The sequence below is a fragment of the Nitrosarchaeum sp. AC2 genome (genome assembly GCF_013407385.1).
GTDB classification, from domain to species: Archaea; Thermoproteota; Nitrososphaeria; order Nitrososphaerales; family Nitrosopumilaceae; genus Nitrosarchaeum; species Nitrosarchaeum koreense.
Genome location: NZ_CP030847.1, coordinates 1,454,865 through 1,471,552, shown reverse-complemented (window position 1 = coordinate 1,471,552; position 16,688 = coordinate 1,454,865). Strand labels below are relative to the sequence as shown.

Below are 16,688 nucleotides of genomic sequence, written 5' to 3'. Positions count from 1 at the left end.
TATTATTTTAGTTTAGAGTATTCTATACCGATTCTAGAATTTGATTAAAAAATATTGTACATGTTGTGATCTTTTGTTGTCTCTTTTGACAATATGTGTTATTGTGATGATATCATGTGAAGCAACAATATGAACAAATTCTTGTTACTCCGAAGCCATTTGTAAAATGGGCTGGAGGCAAAAGACAGTTAATTCCAATATTACATCAAAACCTTCCAGAGGCTTTTGGTACGTATTATGAACCATTTCTTGGCGGAGGTGCTTTACTTTTTCATATTCTTACTGATAAAAATGGTCAAAAATGCAGTATCTCTGATCTAAATTCTGATCTTGTATTGGCATATACTACAATTAGAGATAGAATTGATGCCTTAATTTCATCTCTGAAAAATCACGAAAAAAATTATCAAAAAGATTCCAAATCATACTATTACTCTGTAAGAGAAAGTAATCCTAGAAATGAAGTTGAAAAAACATCCAGACTAATTTTCTTGAATCGTACTTGCTTTAATGGACTTTACCGGGTAAATAGCAAAGGAAAATTTAATGTTCCATTAGGAAAATACACAAACCCCAATATTGTAAACGAAGAAAATATTCGCGCTGTAAGCAGTATCTTGCAGACAAATAGAATCTCAATCAAATGTAGGGATTTTGAGTCGGTTCTAAGGGATGCAAAAAAAGGAGATTTGGTATATTTTGATCCTCCGTATCAACCAGTAAGCTCTACTGCAAATTTTACGAGTTACACTACAAAAGATTTCACATATGATGATCTTACTAGACTAGCTGAACTTTGTTTGAAATTAGATTCTAAAGAATGTCATGTATTGTTGTCAAATTCTGACTCTAAGGAAGTATCTGATATCTTTGCAAAGAAACCATGGAAAATCACTAGGATCGAAGCAAATCGATCTATTAATTCAAACTCTAAAAAAAGAACTGGTCATTTTGAACTTTTAATAAAAAATTATTGAAAGCTCCGAACGGGATCTGAACCCGCGACCTTTACCTTACCAAGGTAACGCTCTACCAGGCTGAGCTATCGAAGCACAAATTTCAGCGTTTGAAAATCCTTATAATTCTTGATTATATCTCAAAAAACTGTAAACTGTTAAATTTCACACAAAATTCTACCTTTTTGGAGGAGTAATCAAGCCTGGCCAAAGTAAGCACATAGTGCTTTTGGACATGCAGGACTTAAGATCATAAAAATGGGTGATCCTGTCTCTCAGGAGTTCGTGGGTTCAAATCCCACCTCCTCCACTGCTCCTTTATTTTGGATGTCTGATTCCTCTAGAATTCAAAACTTCGTAAACATCTGGAAGTGAAAATACAAATCCAATATGGACACAATCTTTCTCTTCACAAAGCTGACAAAACAACTCTCCTTTCTGTACTGCAACTTCAGCTATTCTGTTTTTGATATTGTCTTTTAGTATGACACGATCATCATCAATTGAAATTTTCTCAATCTTTGGAGCATATCTTGCAAATGTTTTGTCTTTTTGCATCATCTCCTCTAACATGTAAGTGACATAACCTGAAAAACTGTTAACACCTTTCATTGCAAGGTTGTCTTTATTTTTCTGATAGACGTCTTGGAATTTATCGTAGACGGTTTCAGATACAGTTATTGATTTGAATCCAGCTTTCGGCAATTTACTTTCCCTTACCGTACATTAAAGTACCCAACTATATAAGATTTTATTTTGTTGGTGCTGTAAAGTCTATGGGACATTTTCTCTATGTTCGATGTCGGGACATGAGTGAAAATTAAAATAATTATCTTATTTCTAGAGGGTGTGAAAAAAACCAAGCATGTAGAATATCATAAAGACGGAAGCCCACACGCAAAAGGAACCAAAGTAAATGGAGTGCTTGAAGGATATTGGGAATGGTTTAGATTAGATGGAACAAAAATGCGTTCTGGAAATTTTAAAAATGGTGAACAAGTTGGTGAATGGATAACATATGATAAAAAAGGAAAGCCATACAAAACAACTCAAATAAAAGAGAAAACCAGCATGACAGAATCTAAAAAACAAACTCAAACTATAGATGAGTATATTGCTACATTTCCGAAAAATATTCAAGATATTTTAGAACAAATTAGACAGATAATTAAAAAATCCGCCTCTAAATCAGAGGAGACAATAAGTTATGGAATACCAACATTCAAACTAAATGGTAATTTAGTGCATTTTGCAGCATTTAAAAATCATATTGGATTTTACCCAACTCCATCAGCAATCAAACTTTTCAAAAAAGAATTATCACCATATAAACAGGCAAAAGGTTCTGTTCAGTTTCCATTGGATAAACCAATTCCATTTGAAATCATAAAGAAAATTGTAAAACAAAGGGTAAAAGAGAATTTGTCTAAAAAATCCTAAATCATAAAATTACTATCTTTTACACTTGCATTTTGAATCAGGGTCTTCCACTTGTCTTTCCCCTCTATCATAATTCCACAAGCCTCCGTTGAAAATTAGTCTTTATACAATACCTTAACTTTGGAGCAGTATGGGTAAAGGATACGAATCTTCAGAAATTAGACAGAGATTGATTGAACTACTTGAGGATTCTAAAAGTGGAATGTCTGGAGTTGAAATTTCAAAAAAACTTGGAGTGAATAGAACCACTATGACAAAATACCTCAAAGTATTTGCAGCCGAAGGATTCCTTCGTCAAAATAATATCGGAAATATCACATTATGGTTTTTAGAGTCAGGACAAGAGGCATATTCTTTTCCAGATGATTACTTTAAAGTTGCACCACAATATCTTGATAAATTAATCAAAGGACAAGAGACTCAAATTTATTCACTAATTAAAAACTGTATTAATTCTGGGGCAACTATTCCAAAACTTGTTACTGAAGTAATTATTCCATCTGTAGAATCAATTCAAAAATTATACGATGATGGAAAAATTGGAAATACCGAGCAGAAATTATTACAAAATATTATATCAAAATCCCTTCAAATTTTTAATCAAATTTCAATTGATTCAAACCCAAAAAATAACATAATTGTAATTTCAGCAGATGCTTATAGCAACTTGTTATCTGAAGCGGCTTCTGCTTCTCTGCATTCAGATGGATGGAGAGTTTTCCATCTGGGTGATATGTCGTCTGCAATCAATGTCTTGTTTGATCTTGATTTGCAAAAACTCATGGGAAAAATTTGGAAACAAAAATCAGGAATAATGATTATTCTTGTCTTTTCAAATACAGAAGAAGGACTACATTTTTTTGCAGAATCTGTAAACTCAATTAAGGAAAAATTGGGAAAACGAATACGACTGGCATTGTGCGGAAAAGTTGGAAAAAAGACAAAAATCCAATCTGATTTACTTTCTGAAAAATTTGAAGATGTTCTTCAATGGTCAAAAACTGTCTCTGAAAGTTCAAAATAAAAAGTGGGCCCGATGTGATTCGAACACATGACCTTTCGATTATCAGTCGAACGCTCCAGCCAAGCTGAGCTACGAGCCCTTAATCCAACCTCTTGACAGGACTCATTTAAGTTTAATTTTCCTTCCACTTGATGGAGCACCCAATTGATGGGTCAAAATCTTTTTCAATTTTCTCTCCAGCTAGTAATTTTTCTATATTCTTACTCATTGTTTTTTCAGTAGCAATAGCATCAGGTTTCATAGCATTGTCTATCTTTCCATGAAATACTAACTGTTTGTTGCTATTGAATAAGAAAGGATCTGGTGTACATATTGCACCATATTTCTTTGCAATTTCTTGAGTGTCATCCACTAAATAATCAAATTTGAATCCCTTTTCTTTTGCAGTTACTTTCATATTTTCAAAACTGTCTTCTGGATAGTCTTTGGAATCATTGCTGTTTATTCCAACTATTGCTATTTTATCTCCAAATTTTTCATATAACTCGTTTAACGCATCTACTTTTGCCTTGACATATGGGCAGTGATTACACATGAAAATAACTAATATTCCATGATAATTGTTATAGTCATTTAATGTGTGTTTTTTATCATCAATGCCCAAGAGTTGAAACTCTGGAGCCTTATCTCCTGGTTTTAATTTAATCTGAGATTCTAAAAGTACCATGAAATGAGATTTTGTTATACAAATAAAATTCTTCTCAAGAAGACAACAATTAAAATCCACACCTTATCCCTTCTTGATGTGGGCTGGTAGTATAGCCTGGTAGTATACCCGCCTTGCACGCGGGGGGTCATGGGTTCAAATCCCGTCCAGTCCACTTACACACCCTTCGATCAATTCTGAATATCGGATTTCTGGATGGATTTAAATAGGATAACTTTTCGTTTTAATCTATGACAAGCGCAGCAGATGCATGGCCAGTTTGGATTCCACTCATTGTTGGATTGGCACCAGGATTAGTATACTGGTTTGCAATTACAGCAATGAAGAAAAGACGATAAAATTTTTATTTCTTTTAACTTCTTTTTATTAATTATTCAGTGGTAACTGGGTTAAACGTTCTTACCTTTCTTGTTGACTATATCATATGTTGCACAAAATTAATCTCTAATCAATAAAATTCACATGAAGAAAATTATTTTTACCATGTTTTTGATTTTAATGTTATTTCCTATTACCTCGATTTTTGCTCAAAAAACTGATACATTACCTACGTTATCTGTAATTCTTACAAGTAATACTCCATATGTTTACCAAGATGAACAGGGATATACTGTAGTTGTAGGTGAAGTTAAAAATACTAATACTCTTACTTCTGTGACTGATGTACGAATACGTGTTATATTTTATGACGATACTAATCCTGAGCCTCTAGAAATTGTTGAAGGAAAATCCTCTTTGCAAGTAATCCCACCCCTTGGAACTTCTCCTTATATTATTAAATCAAAAACTCCAAATTCTGAGATCACACATGCCTCTGTTTCTCTTGGTTTATTCAATTCATCAACTTCTAAATCAAAACAACTATCTGTTGAAGTAAACAATATTGATTTAGATGATACTCTTCGTTTTTCAGGTGTTCTAAAAAATGGTGCTGCACCATCAAATAATACTAATGTCTATCTTGCCTTCTATGATAATTTTCAACCTCCTAGAATAATCGATGTAATTACCATTCCTATTGGCAGTGTTGAATCAAATGAAACAATAAATTTCAATTTCAATGAAAAAATTCAATCAAGAATAGTAGGATTTACTATTTCAGCTGAATCAAATGTATTTTATTCTGAACCTAAAAATGTGATAATTCCAGAGTCTGAAATAGCAACAAAACTTGTTACGATATCTAAAGTATCAATACTTGATAAGGAGGGAAAAAACCTTTCAGAAATTAAAGTTGGTTCAACAGTGATAATACAAAGTGATGCTTGGATTCAATTTTCAGCAGATCAAAAAACTAACGAAACTCCGTATACATATTATGTTCAAATTAAACAATCTGGGACGCCATATGTAGAATTTATAGGAAAATATGATGGACGATATATTGAAACTGGTCAACAATCTCAATCTGTAGATTGGATTCCAGAAAGTAGCGGTTTATTCTTCATTGAGACATTTGTCTGGGATAGAAACAATGTTCCAATTGCAAATCCAGGACCGATAGTATTGATACTTGTAAAGTAGATTTATCTTTACATCTTTTCTATTTGTTAGTATGTCTCAGTTTACTCTTGTTGCAATGGGAGGGACTTTTGATATCATTCACAAAGGCCATCTCACTTTACTTGCAAAAGCATTTTCAATTTCGTCTGATGTGATTATTGGTTTGACCAGCGACGAATTAGCTGAAAAAAGAGGGAAAAAAACACTGAACAATTATGAAAAAAGATTTGTTACATTAACAAATACAATTAAAACAAATTTCCCAAACCAGCACTTTCAAATAAGTAAACTAGATAATGATTTTGGACCTGCTGTTTTAGAAGAAAATGTACAGGCTCTTGTAGTAAGTGATGAGACCGGAAATCAAGGAGAAATCTTAAATCAACTTCGTAAAGAAAAAAATCTATCTCCTGTAAAAATTGTAATCGTTCCTATGGTCTTGGCTCATGATGGAAATAGAATTTCTACAACGAGAATAAAAAATTTAGAAATAGACACAGATGGTAACGTATCATCAATTGACTAGAAGATTGTCTATGTTTGAGTAATTGTAATAAAACAATATTTTTGGATTAAGGCTCAATGGCGATTATAAATAACATGATGAAAAAATTCGATGCTGACATTTCAAATCTTAAGGAGGGTCTACATCCCAAAAATCTTTCATTTTGGTATAATAAAATTATTAAAGAAACTATTGATATGGCTCCTCCATGGTTGCAAGATAAAATCAAGGTACACCAAGATCCAATTCTTCCTATGAAATTTAATCTTGATATCTCAAAAAGGGCGGTTCGTTATTTTATGATTGTAGTCGATAATAATTTAGATGATATGCCATATTCTACAAAACTATATTTTCTAAAAGTTCAAGAAATTATGGGCACTGAAATGGATAAATCCCTGGTTTAATCTACAAATTTTCTATCTAGGCACAAATTCAAGCTCTAACTATCTATAATCAATAGTGATGAATATGTATAAGAAAATGGATCTCTATAAAGCAAAATATTCTGATAAAAAATTTGATCGACATTCTAAACCTAATCAAACTTCTAGAAATTCTAGAGATGACATACCTTCACGTTCTTTTAGAAATTCCAGATATGAAAGACCTTCTCGAGATAGATATTCTAGAGATGAAAGAAAACCCGAAATGCATACTGTAACATGTGGTGATTGTGGAGATGAATGCCAAATTCCATTTGAACCAAAATTTAACAGACCTGTATATTGTAGCGAATGTTTTCAAAAAAATAAACCACAAGAATCTCGAGATAGATATTCCAGAGATGAACCAAGATCTCGAGATAGATATTCCAGAGATGAACCAAGATCTCGAGATAGATATTCCAGAGATGAACCAAGATCTAGACAAGATGATTTTAGAACTTTTAAATCTAAAAGTGAAAAATTCCTAAAAAAATCTGAGAGTTTCTATTCAAATGGTTCTGAAAAATTCTATTCTTCTCTAAAAGAAAAATTATTTGAAATTTTAGGTGGTAAAATATGCTCCAGTTGTGGATTTAAAGATGAGCGAGCTTTAGGATTTAATCATATTAATGATGAAGATGCATTTGATAGTATTCGTAGAGGTGGATTTGCTTCATCCTGGGGAAAGTATATTTCTGAACCCGAATTGGCTAGAAAAGATTTGAGAGTATTATGTTTGAACTGTAATGAAATTAGACAACCTCAAGCCAAAACTGAACATAAAAAACCGAAATCTATGAATAAAAAAAGTAGATATTTTCCAAGATAATTGAATCCCTTTTAAGAATTTATTAACATTTTTAATAATGATTATTTATTTTTCAAATATGGATAATGACTTTAAAGCATTAGGTATCAGTCTTGTTGTAATGGTTGGAATTGTAGCAATTTACACAATATTCTCAGGTTAATTCACTCTTTTCCAATTTCTACATATTCATCCAACATTACAGTAGAAACTATCTTGTGTTCTTTTTCGATAACTGACTGAATAAAATCTACAAAAACATCCACATCTACTTTATCTTTTAAAAGAATACTATGAGCCGATTTGTCTTTTAATGCTACAACTATTTCATTATCAAATATGTTTAAAATTGCTGTAATGAAAGTTTCATTCATGTCTTTGATAAATAGAAGGCTGGATAACTTTTGAGCCTCATACTTATCATCGCATCTAATTTTGATTTTCATTAATTCTCAAAAATGAATTGATCGATCTGATCTTTTGCTTTCTCTCTTTTTTCTTGATGAATTACAAGAAACTCGTTTATTTTTTCAATTAATATTGCTTTTAATTCACCAGTAAGCATTTTTCCAGATTTATAATCATCGTAAATTGATTTTAATTTATTATCATCTGGTTCAAAGAAAATTCTAAGATACTGATAAGAAACATCAATATCTGGATTCCCTCCAAGTTTTCTATGTTGTTCAATATCTGTTTGGCCTCCAGAAAATGCATGCTTGTTAATTTTTTTCTTTACTGTATTTGGAGAATCAGTTGTATAGATAGTTCCATTTTCATCTGAAGCTGACATTTTTCCTCCAGGTCCTGATAGTCCAGGAATCATGATATTATGAATTAAGGCCGGTTTTTGTTTTCCAATTTTTGGAGCTATGTCTCTTGTTAATCTAAAATGAGGATCTTGATCAACTCCTAATGGAATCAAAACTGGTTTATCTTCAATGAAACACGGTGCAGATTGTAATGCTGTATAAAAAATCATTCCAATATTTGTCTCATTTGTAAATCCAAATACTGCTTTTGTATTTGAAAAATTAATTTTTTTAGCAACTTGTGCAGCAATAGGATATAATGTTTGAATATTTTTTGTATTGATAATTATTTTTGTATTGTTTGGTTTAAAACCCAAAGCAATAAAATCAAGTGCATTTTCATATGCAAATTTACTAGTTTCTTCTAAAGTGAGATTTGGTTTTGCATAAAATTTTTCATCATCTGTTAATTGAAAATACATATTTACACCAAATTTGTCTTGTAGCCATTTAGAAAATACCCAAGGAACCAAATGACCAATATGAGTATGTCCTGACGGTCCCCTGCCAGTATATAAGAAAAATTTCTTACCTTTATCATAATCCTCTAAAATTCTATTTAATTCTCGATGAGAAAAGAAAATACCTCTTCTTAGCATAAAATGGTCTTCGCCTGTAATTTTTTTGATTCTATTAAGAATATCAGATGAAATTTTTTCAGTTCCAAATTTTTTGATTAACTTATCATAATCAATATCACCTTCAACATGCCAAGGAGTTACTATAAAGTCATCAGCTGACATTCATTTTGACTTAGGTTAAGGTTTAAAAAGTCTTTTTCAGTCTTTCTGCTGATGTCACAGGTACTTCATGAGATTGAAAAAAAAATTATTACCTCTTTGAAAAATAATGAAAAACAAACTCCTGAAAAACTTGAAAAATCTACAAATCTCTCCCCTGACCAAATCCGCCGTGGAATAGAATGGCTTAAACTAAAAGGCTTAGCTGTTGTTACCGAGTCTCAAGCTATAAGTCTATCACTTGGAAAAAATGGATTAGAATCATTTCATAAAGGATTACCTGAAAGAAGATTACTTGATTTATTAAAAAATGAATCAAAAAAACTACAAGATCTACAAAAAGAACTTGGAAATGTTTTTGGTCCCGCTATGGGATTGGCAAGAAAAAATAATTGGGTAGATGCATCTGAAGAAAAAATCTTTCTAAAAAATTATCCTTCTGAGCTTCCAGGAGAAAAAACTCTAAAACAAATTGGAGAAAATAAAATATCTAAAAATGAAATTGATGCTGATGATTTATCCTTTATTTTGAAAAGACCTGATTTTATAATAGAAAATGTGATTAAGACAAAAGAAATATCATTAACAGATACTGCAAAATCTATTGAAATAACTGCTGGTTTGTCAGGTGAGATAAATGTTGAATCTAAAGTGCCTGACGTATTTGTTGCACGTACTCATCCTCTCAAGGATACTATTGATGAAATTCGTGAGATCTTTGTTACATTAGGCTTTACGGAAATAATTGGTAGTATGACTCAACCAAGCTTTTGGAATTTTGATGCATTATTTACTCCTCAAGATCATCCTGCACGAGAATTACAAGATACATTTTATCTTGATGGTATATCTGCCAAAAAAATTGGGACCTCAGAACAAATCAAAAAAATTTCTGAATCTCATAAAAAAGGATGGCGATATAATTGGGATATTAATGAAGCACGAAAAATGGTTCTTCGAACCCATACAACATGTGTAACAATCAAACACCTCGCAGAAAACAAACCTGATGAAGCTAGAGTATTCTCTCTTGGACGTGTATTTAGAAATGAAAAAGTAAGTTACAAACATCTAGTAGAATTTAATCAGATTGAAGGAATAGTAGTTGGAAAAAATGCTACTTTGCGTGATTTAATGGGAATACAACGAGAATTTTACAGACGAATAGGAATCACAAAAATAAAATTCTGGCCGACATTCTTTCCTTATACCGAACCATCTTTACAAACAATGGTTTACAATGATCGATTAGAAAAATGGGTAGAGCTATTTGGTATGGGTATTTTTAGACCTGAAGTAACAAAACCTCTTGGAATTACAAAACCTGTACTAGCTTGGGGTGGAGGTATTGAACGAATTGCAATGCTAAAATATGGTTTGGATGACGTTAGAGAATTTTACAACAATAATTTGAGTTGGTTGAGGAGTACAACAAAATGCCAGTAGTTGAATTATCTTACTCTAGACTTCAAAAATTAATTGGAAAAGTTTCAAAAAAACAAATTTCTGACTTGCTTCCTTTCTTAGGACTTGATATTGAATCTGAAGATAAAGATCTGGTAAGAATCGAGTATAGCCCTAATCGACCTGATTATTCTACTGATTTAGGTATTGCACTTGGTTTACAAGGGTTACTTGGAATCAAAACAGGAATTTTCAAATTAATCATAAAAAAATCAAATAATTATATTATTCATGTAGATCCATCGGTATCTAAAATCAGACCATTTGTAACTGGAATTATTGCAAAAAATGGAAATGTTGATGATAATTTGATTAAACAACTAATGGCAATGCAAGAGGATCTTCATTTTGGAATTGGTAGAAAAAGAAAAAAATCTTCTATTGGAATTCATGATTTGGATAAAATCATTTTCCTTTAACTTATACTACTACTAATAGGGATCACAGATTCATTCCATTAAATTCTAAAAGTGAACTTACCATATCTGAAATTCTTAGTAGTACTGATGTAGGGAAAGAATACGGAACAATACTTGGAAATTCAATAAAAATTCCTCTTATTCTAGATTCGAAAAAACAAACAGTGTCATTTCCACCTATTATCAATGCAGCAGTAACAACTGTTACTCCAAAAACAAAAAATCTCTTTGTTGAAGTAACAGGTATTAACAAAGAGGATGCAGAAGACATGCTTTCTGTAGTTGCCACAATACTTCAAACTGCCGGATTTACTCTCTATTCTACAAAAATTTTTGGGGCCAAAAACACTTCACCAAAATTAGAGTCAAGAAAAATCTTGATTAATTCTAATCTAATCAATCAAACACTTGGACTTAATCTTAGTAATTCTCAGATTATCTCATCTCTTAAAAAATCAAGACTCGATGCTACTTTGAAAGGTAAAAATATTATTTGTTCTGTTCCTGCATATCGATTTGATATATTTGGTCCGATGGATTTAGTTGAAGAAGTTTCATTGGGTTACGGTATCGAGAATTTAATTCCAATTTTATCACCATCTCAAACTTTGGGACAACCAAATTCAATATCTGTAAAACTCAAATCTCTAAGTCTAATAATGGTTGGATTGGGATACACTGAAGCTCTAAATTCAAGCTTGACAAGTAAACGAGTTCTATATGAAATGACAAACAGAGAACCTAGAAACATGATCTCTGTATTAGACTCAAAGAGTCAAGAACATACAATTTTGCGAGATTCAATTCTTCCTGGATTGTTAGAAAATCTTTCTAGAAATATTCATACTGCTTATCCACAGAAATTATTTGAAACTGGTACTGTTTTTTCATATGGAAACCCCATAAATGAAACAACTAATCTTGCAGGAATTAGTGCACATCAAGATGCAACTTTTACTGAAATTAAGTCCATCTTGCAGTCTGCATTAAAAACAGGATTTAATTTAGAAATTGAAACAAAAACTTTATCTCATCCAATTTTTGAAGAAGGACGAACAGCTTCAATTTCAATAAATGGAAAAACAATTGGTATGATTGGTGAAATCAATTCAAAAACAATTGAAAACTACAAAATACGTGTCCCAATAGTTGGATTTGAGATTTCTCTTTCTGGATTAATTTTTGAGTAATTTTTTATGTTTTGATTTTTTTCAATTATATTTTCTAATTGAGACTAAATTTGTGCTTAGTTACTTTATATCGCTGAGTAATTCTGATCAATGGTTTTAGCATAGCTAAATCTATAGTTAAACGCCCAAGAGCAGGCACACAGACGGATTAGGATGATGTCGATCGTATTGATACCAATGATTTCTAATTCACCCAGGTGTGCTACAATATGGGCAAACCCCGGTTAGAAAACCCAAGGAGGTTTAGGCTAAAAATACCAATGATCTTGCGCGAGTCAGAACCGGGGAACATTTAACAATTTTAAAACGTAAAGCATTCATAACGATGTAAATTTTGAAAAATGTGAATTATTGGTTAGCAAAACAAGAACCTAGTGGACCAAGAGGATATAATTTTGAAACTCTAAAAAAAGATAAAACAACAATATGGGATGGTGTTCATAATAATTTAGCTCTAAAACATATGCGTGAAATAAAAAAAGAAGATCTTGTTTTATTTTATCACACTGGTGATGAACGACAAATTGTTGGAATTATGGAAGTGATTTCAGATCCATATCCAAATCCAAAAGAAGATAACAAAAGATTCATTGTGTTTGATGTTAAATATAAAAAATCATTAAAACGTCCAATCACATTAGATGAGATGAAAAAACAGAAAAAATTTCAAAATTGGGAACTTATTCGTATTTCTAGATTATCTGTAATGCCTGTACCTCAGCAAATTTGGGATACTATTATTGATATTTCTCAAAACTAAATTCGGCATAATCGGTTTATTGATATAGTCGTTTTGTTTAATGGTTATATGGCAACAGCTTATGTTTTAATAAACTGTGAACTAGGTTCTGAAGAGGCTATTATACAGCAACTTAAGGGTCTAGACGGTGTGAAGGAAGTTCATGGCACTTTCGGAGCATATGATATCTTAGCCAAGATTGAATCTGATACTGTAGAAAAACTCAGAGAAACAATTACTTGGAAGATTCGAAAAATTGAAAAGATTAGATCTACTCTAACCCTTATGGGTATAGAAGGTCAATCATAAACATTCTTTTTTCTAACCATGATTTTACATTTTATTTTTGTTGTAAAAGAAGAAGATCTTGAAAAACGTAAACCTGAATTTGAATATGTAAAACAAATGGGAAGTTTTTTCAAGGTTTGGATCAAAGAAAAATTTGGTAAAGATTTTGAAGTTCAGTGTGATGAATTAATTACAAAACCAAGACGTTTATTTCAAAAATTAGATACACATACGCTGCTTCAAGATCATCAACAAAGAGGTTCTGAAATTTTTCATTTCTATCTTTGTCATTTTAAACCGCTATGGACTGATTGTACATGTGAAGGTTATCAAGCAGAAAACTTTGGAATGGTTTGGTGGCAACCTCCTAAAGATAATTTTGACACGCTATTTCTTGCAGAAAAAAATTGTACAACTGTTTCTCATGTATTAGCACATGAACTTTTACGAACATCAGGACATAAAAAATTCAGAGAGGCAGTTCACGATGTGTGGACAAAGCATTTCTATGATCAGTTGGATTTTGAACAATATGGGACCGATTTTGAAAAAACTGATGGCAAACCAATGTTTCTTACAATTGATACCTCTACTCTTAGAACAAAATAATACCTAGTTAACTAAACTATATTTTCAATAAATTCGAATCAACACTTTGTTACTGAATAAATATTGTTTTCAAAATTTGCTGTTTTGAAATCAAGTTTGTTTTCAATATCATGTGTTCTAGATTTACTCAAATTCTCAAGCTCTACTAATGCATCTCCTCTAAACCCTACTGAAGAGCCATAGATTGCATCACTTAACATGGTTCCATGATCACCTTTTTTGATATCGTCAACCATTTCATAAAACCGTGTAGTTTCTTTTTTATTTACTGGATTTCCAGTTGCTTTGTTAACTGCAACTGCAATATACATTCCATTATTTTTTACTGCAACAGGTATTTTGTGATTTGTTCCAGTCGCTCCTGGAATAGTTTCATTTACTAAAACCTCGCATTTATGATACATACTAGAAACATAAGCATAGAATCTGTATTGTGCATATTTTCCTGCAGCATCTTCTTCACATCCCACAAATACCTTGTGTAAAAGTTCTAAGGCATCATCATTCATGCTCTGTAATCTATCATCAATTCGTCCTCTTTCTAGGAGATCAGATTTACATTCTTTTGCAATCAGGACTAAAATAAAGTCTGGTAAATTATAATTTTTTAAAGCTGCAACAAATGCCCCTGCTTGGGACATTCCAAATTTTGGAAAACCTTTATTGACCATTTGAATTCCTCACTTTAGAATATTTGATATTACTCAACAATCAATTATAAAGCTGCTTTTAGTTTATAATTGTTAAGAAATTTACATGCCTATCACATTATTTGCAGTAATTTAGATTGCAAATATTAAATTCCGGTTAAATTGACATACATTTGTGGAAATAGATACTACCCCAAAATTTGTAACTCGTATTTACAATAAATCACGTGAAAATATTCAAAAATATCGAAAAATAATTGGCAGACCTTTAACACTTACTGAAAAAATACTTTCAGGACATTTTGAACAAATGGCTGAAAAAAATCTCGATGAGGGTAAAAACTACGTTTTCCTTATTCCTGATCGTGTAGCATTACAAGATGTAACTGGACAAATGGTAATGCTACAATTTATGCAAGCAGAACTTAAACAAACTGCTTTACCTACTACAGTTCACTGTGATCACTTGATTCGTGCTAAAGTATCAGGTGATTCTGATATGAAAGTTGCACTAGATGAAAACAGTGAAGTCTTCAAATTTCTACAATCAGCTGCTGCCAAATATGGATGTGGCTTTTGGAAACCTGGTGCAGGAATAATTCATCAGGTTGTTCTTGAAAATTATGCATTTCCAGGAGGATTAATGATTGGAACTGACTCACACACTCCAAATGCCGGTGGATTAGGAATGATTGCTGTAGGAGTAGGAGGATTAGATGCAGCTGAAACTATGGCTGGATTGCCATGGGAATTACTTTATCCTAAAAGAATTGGAGTCCACTTAACTGGAGAACTTAATGGGTGGACTGCACCAAAAGATATCATCCTAAAAGTTGCTGAAGAACTAACAGTTTCGGGAGGAACAAATTCTATTATTGAATACTTTGGACCCGGTACAAATACAATTAGCTGTACTGGAAAAGCTACAATTACAAACATGGGTGCAGAAGTGGGTGCAACATGTTCAATATTTCCATATGATAAAAGAATGGAAACTTATCTAAGATCAACAAATAGAGAAAAAATTGCAGAACTTGCAAATCAGAATATGGAATTACTTGTTGCAGATAAGGAAGTAGAATCTAATCCTGAAAAATTCTTTGATAAAGTTATTGAAATTAATCTTTCAACATTAGAACCACATATTGTTGGCCCACATACTCCTGATCTAGCAAGATCAATTTCCAATTTAGCTAATGATGTAAAATCTAATGAATACATTGATTCAATATCAGTTGCATTAATTGGAAGTTGCACAAACTCTTCTTATGAAGACATGTCTAGAGTAGCTAGTTTAGCAGAACAAGCAAAATTAAAAGGTATTAAATCTAAAATCCCCCTTCTAATTACCCCTGGCTCTGAACAGATTAGAAGTACTATTGAAAGAGACGGACAAATGGATTCACTAAAAGATATTGGAGCTACAGTTTTGGCAAATGCATGTGGTCCATGTATTGGTCAATGGGATAGACCTGAATTGAAAAATGATGAAAAAAATACAATTGTTACTAGTTTTAACAGAAATTTTCCAGGTCGTAACGACGGTCGCAGAAATACTCTAAATTTTATTGGTAGTCCAGAGATGATTATTGCATTAGCTCTAAGTGGTAAACTTTCATTTAATCCTCTAAAAGATGAATTAATTGCTGCAGATGGTTCAAAATTTAAACTTGAACCACCAAAACCTGCCCCCGAGGTTCCAAAAAATGGATTTAAGATACCTGAGGGAATCTTTGTTTTACCTCCTGAAAATTCAAGTGATGTAGAAGTAATTATTGATCCTAACAGTAACCGACTCCAACGTTTAGAACCGTTTTTGCCATGGAATGGAAAAGACTTTGTTGACTTGCCTATTATGGTTAAAGCAAAAGGAAAATGTACTACCGATCATATTTCTCCAGCAGGTGCTTGGCTATCACTTCGTGGCCACCTTGATAATCTTAGTGATAACATGCTTTTAGGTGCCGTCAATGCATTCAATGATGAAATCGGTAAAGGAAAGAACATCTTAAATAATCAACTAGAATCTTTTTCAAAAATTGCTAGGCAGTATAAAGAAAAAGGAATGCGTTGGATAATAATTGGTGATAATAATTATGGTGAAGGAAGTAGTAGAGAACATGCAGCAATGTCTCCTAGATATTTAGGATGTGCAGCTGTTATCACAAAAAGTCTTGCAAGAATACATGAAACAAACTTGAAAAAACAAGGAATTCTAGCTTTGACTTTTAGTAATCCTGATGATTATAATAAAATTCAAGAAGATGACAAGATTAGTCTTATCGGATTAAATAATCTAGAACCACAAAAACCCGTAAAATGTATCATTAAGCATAAAGATGGAACAAACAATGAAATTTCTCTTAATCATTCTTATAATAAATCACAAATTGAATGGTTCAAAGCTGGTTCAGCACTAAATGTTTTAAAAAATAAATAATATTCT

General features: G+C 31.9%; 17 protein-coding genes, 4 tRNA genes and 1 pseudogene. 15 read left to right on the top strand and 7 right to left on the bottom strand.

What is annotated here, in order from left to right:
• Positions 1-116 precede the first annotated feature (116 nt).
• Entirely contained in the window at positions 117-977 is an 861-nt protein-coding gene (locus DSQ20_RS08930; RefSeq protein WP_179365357.1) for a DNA adenine methylase, read from the top strand.
• Between the two features lies 1 nt (position 978).
• On the opposite strand, the gene DSQ20_RS08925 is transcribed toward DSQ20_RS08930, so the two are convergent.
• Positions 979-1,052: transfer RNA gene (locus tag DSQ20_RS08925), tRNA-Thr, on the bottom strand.
• Positions 1,053-1,143: 91 nt separating this feature from the next.
• On the opposite strand from DSQ20_RS08925, the gene DSQ20_RS08920 reads away from it, so the two are divergent.
• A tRNA-Leu gene (locus DSQ20_RS08920) sits at positions 1,144-1,266 on the top strand.
• An 8-nt stretch (positions 1,267-1,274) separates the two neighbouring features.
• Here the strand turns inward: DSQ20_RS08920 and DSQ20_RS08915 are convergent.
• Entirely contained in the window at positions 1,275-1,661 is a 387-nt protein-coding gene (locus tag DSQ20_RS08915) for a hypothetical protein (protein ID WP_007551335.1), read from the bottom strand.
• 144 nt (positions 1,662-1,805) lie between these two features.
• On the opposite strand from DSQ20_RS08915, the gene DSQ20_RS10445 reads away from it, so the two are divergent.
• Positions 1,806-2,396: a DUF1801 domain-containing protein gene (locus DSQ20_RS10445; RefSeq protein WP_218841289.1), complete on the top strand. Its 591-nt coding sequence runs from the start codon at positions 1,806-1,808 to the stop codon at positions 2,394-2,396.
• 130 nt (positions 2,397-2,526) lie between these two features.
• A complete protein-coding gene (locus DSQ20_RS08905) occupies positions 2,527-3,420 on the top strand; it encodes a helix-turn-helix domain-containing protein (RefSeq protein WP_179365356.1) in 894 nt (297 codons plus the stop codon).
• A gap of 4 nt (positions 3,421-3,424) precedes the next feature.
• Here the strand turns inward: DSQ20_RS08905 and DSQ20_RS08900 are convergent.
• Together DSQ20_RS08900 and DSQ20_RS08895 are read right to left on the bottom strand one after the other, a co-directional pair.
• Positions 3,425-3,499: transfer RNA gene (locus DSQ20_RS08900), tRNA-Ile, on the bottom strand.
• A 33-nt stretch (positions 3,500-3,532) separates the two neighbouring features.
• A complete protein-coding gene (locus DSQ20_RS08895; protein ID WP_179365355.1) occupies positions 3,533-4,087 on the bottom strand; it encodes a thioredoxin family protein in 555 nt (184 codons plus the stop codon).
• 80 nt (positions 4,088-4,167) lie between these two features.
• On the opposite strand from DSQ20_RS08895, the gene DSQ20_RS08890 reads away from it, so the two are divergent.
• The 5 genes from DSQ20_RS08890 (at position 4,168) to DSQ20_RS08870 (ending at position 7,352) form a co-directional block, all read left to right on the top strand.
• Positions 4,168-4,241 (top strand) — tRNA-Ala (locus DSQ20_RS08890).
• 344 nt (positions 4,242-4,585) lie between these two features.
• On the top strand, positions 4,586-5,611 hold the full coding sequence (locus tag DSQ20_RS08885; RefSeq protein ID WP_255458231.1) for a hypothetical protein: 1,026 nt from the start codon (positions 4,586-4,588) through the stop codon (positions 5,609-5,611).
• Between the two features lie 31 nt (positions 5,612-5,642).
• Positions 5,643-6,116: a phosphopantetheine adenylyltransferase gene (locus tag DSQ20_RS08880; protein WP_179365353.1), complete on the top strand. Its 474-nt coding sequence runs from the start codon at positions 5,643-5,645 to the stop codon at positions 6,114-6,116.
• 56 nt (positions 6,117-6,172) lie between these two features.
• Positions 6,173-6,502 (top strand): hypothetical protein, encoded by a 330-nt coding sequence (locus DSQ20_RS08875; protein ID WP_179365352.1) that lies wholly within the window; start codon positions 6,173-6,175, stop codon positions 6,500-6,502.
• 76 nt (positions 6,503-6,578) lie between these two features.
• Positions 6,579-7,352, top strand: a complete 774-nt coding sequence (locus DSQ20_RS08870; RefSeq protein WP_179365351.1) for a CxxC-x17-CxxC domain-containing protein — start codon at positions 6,579-6,581, stop codon at positions 7,350-7,352.
• Positions 7,353-7,495: 143 nt separating this feature from the next.
• Here DSQ20_RS08870 and DSQ20_RS08865 read toward each other — a convergent pair whose 3' ends face one another.
• Positions 7,496-7,777 (bottom strand): hypothetical protein, encoded by a 282-nt coding sequence (locus tag DSQ20_RS08865; RefSeq protein WP_179365350.1) that lies wholly within the window; start codon positions 7,775-7,777, stop codon positions 7,496-7,498.
• Positions 7,777-8,886: a tryptophan--tRNA ligase gene (locus DSQ20_RS08860; protein WP_179365349.1), complete on the bottom strand. Its 1,110-nt coding sequence runs from the start codon at positions 8,884-8,886 to the stop codon at positions 7,777-7,779. Before DSQ20_RS08860 ends, DSQ20_RS08865 begins: the two co-directional genes overlap by 1 nt.
• A gap of 51 nt (positions 8,887-8,937) precedes the next feature.
• Between DSQ20_RS08860 and DSQ20_RS08855 the strand changes: the two genes are divergently transcribed.
• The 5 genes and pseudogenes from DSQ20_RS08855 to DSQ20_RS08835 all read left to right on the top strand — a co-directional run bounded on the left by DSQ20_RS08855 (position 8,938) and on the right by DSQ20_RS08835 (position 13,592).
• Positions 8,938-10,329 carry a phenylalanine--tRNA ligase subunit alpha gene (locus tag DSQ20_RS08855; protein ID WP_179365348.1) on the top strand — a complete coding sequence of 464 codons (1,392 nt, stop codon included), beginning with the start codon at positions 8,938-8,940 and terminating at the stop codon, positions 10,327-10,329.
• Positions 10,320-11,956 (top strand): annotated as a pseudogene (pheT, locus tag DSQ20_RS08850) (phenylalanine--tRNA ligase subunit beta). Before DSQ20_RS08855 ends, pheT begins: the two are co-directional and overlap by 10 nt.
• A gap of 334 nt (positions 11,957-12,290) precedes the next feature.
• The gene (locus tag DSQ20_RS08845; RefSeq protein ID WP_179365347.1) at positions 12,291-12,716 is read left to right on the top strand and encodes an EVE domain-containing protein; all 426 of its coding nucleotides are present in this window, start codon (positions 12,291-12,293) and stop codon (positions 12,714-12,716) included.
• A 48-nt stretch (positions 12,717-12,764) separates the two neighbouring features.
• A complete protein-coding gene (locus DSQ20_RS08840) occupies positions 12,765-13,004 on the top strand; it encodes an Lrp/AsnC family transcriptional regulator (RefSeq protein WP_048110523.1) in 240 nt (79 codons plus the stop codon).
• An 18-nt stretch (positions 13,005-13,022) separates the two neighbouring features.
• Positions 13,023-13,592: a hypothetical protein gene (locus DSQ20_RS08835; protein WP_179365346.1), complete on the top strand. Its 570-nt coding sequence runs from the start codon at positions 13,023-13,025 to the stop codon at positions 13,590-13,592.
• A gap of 38 nt (positions 13,593-13,630) precedes the next feature.
• Here the strand turns inward: DSQ20_RS08835 and DSQ20_RS08830 are convergent, their stop codons facing one another.
• The gene (locus DSQ20_RS08830; RefSeq protein WP_007551318.1) at positions 13,631-14,263 is read right to left on the bottom strand and encodes a hypothetical protein; all 633 of its coding nucleotides are present in this window, start codon (positions 14,261-14,263) and stop codon (positions 13,631-13,633) included.
• A 154-nt stretch (positions 14,264-14,417) separates the two neighbouring features.
• Between DSQ20_RS08830 and DSQ20_RS08825 the strand changes: the two genes are divergently transcribed.
• Positions 14,418-16,682: an aconitate hydratase gene (locus DSQ20_RS08825; RefSeq protein ID WP_179365345.1), complete on the top strand. Its 2,265-nt coding sequence runs from the start codon at positions 14,418-14,420 to the stop codon at positions 16,680-16,682.
• Positions 16,683-16,688 lie beyond the last annotated feature (6 nt).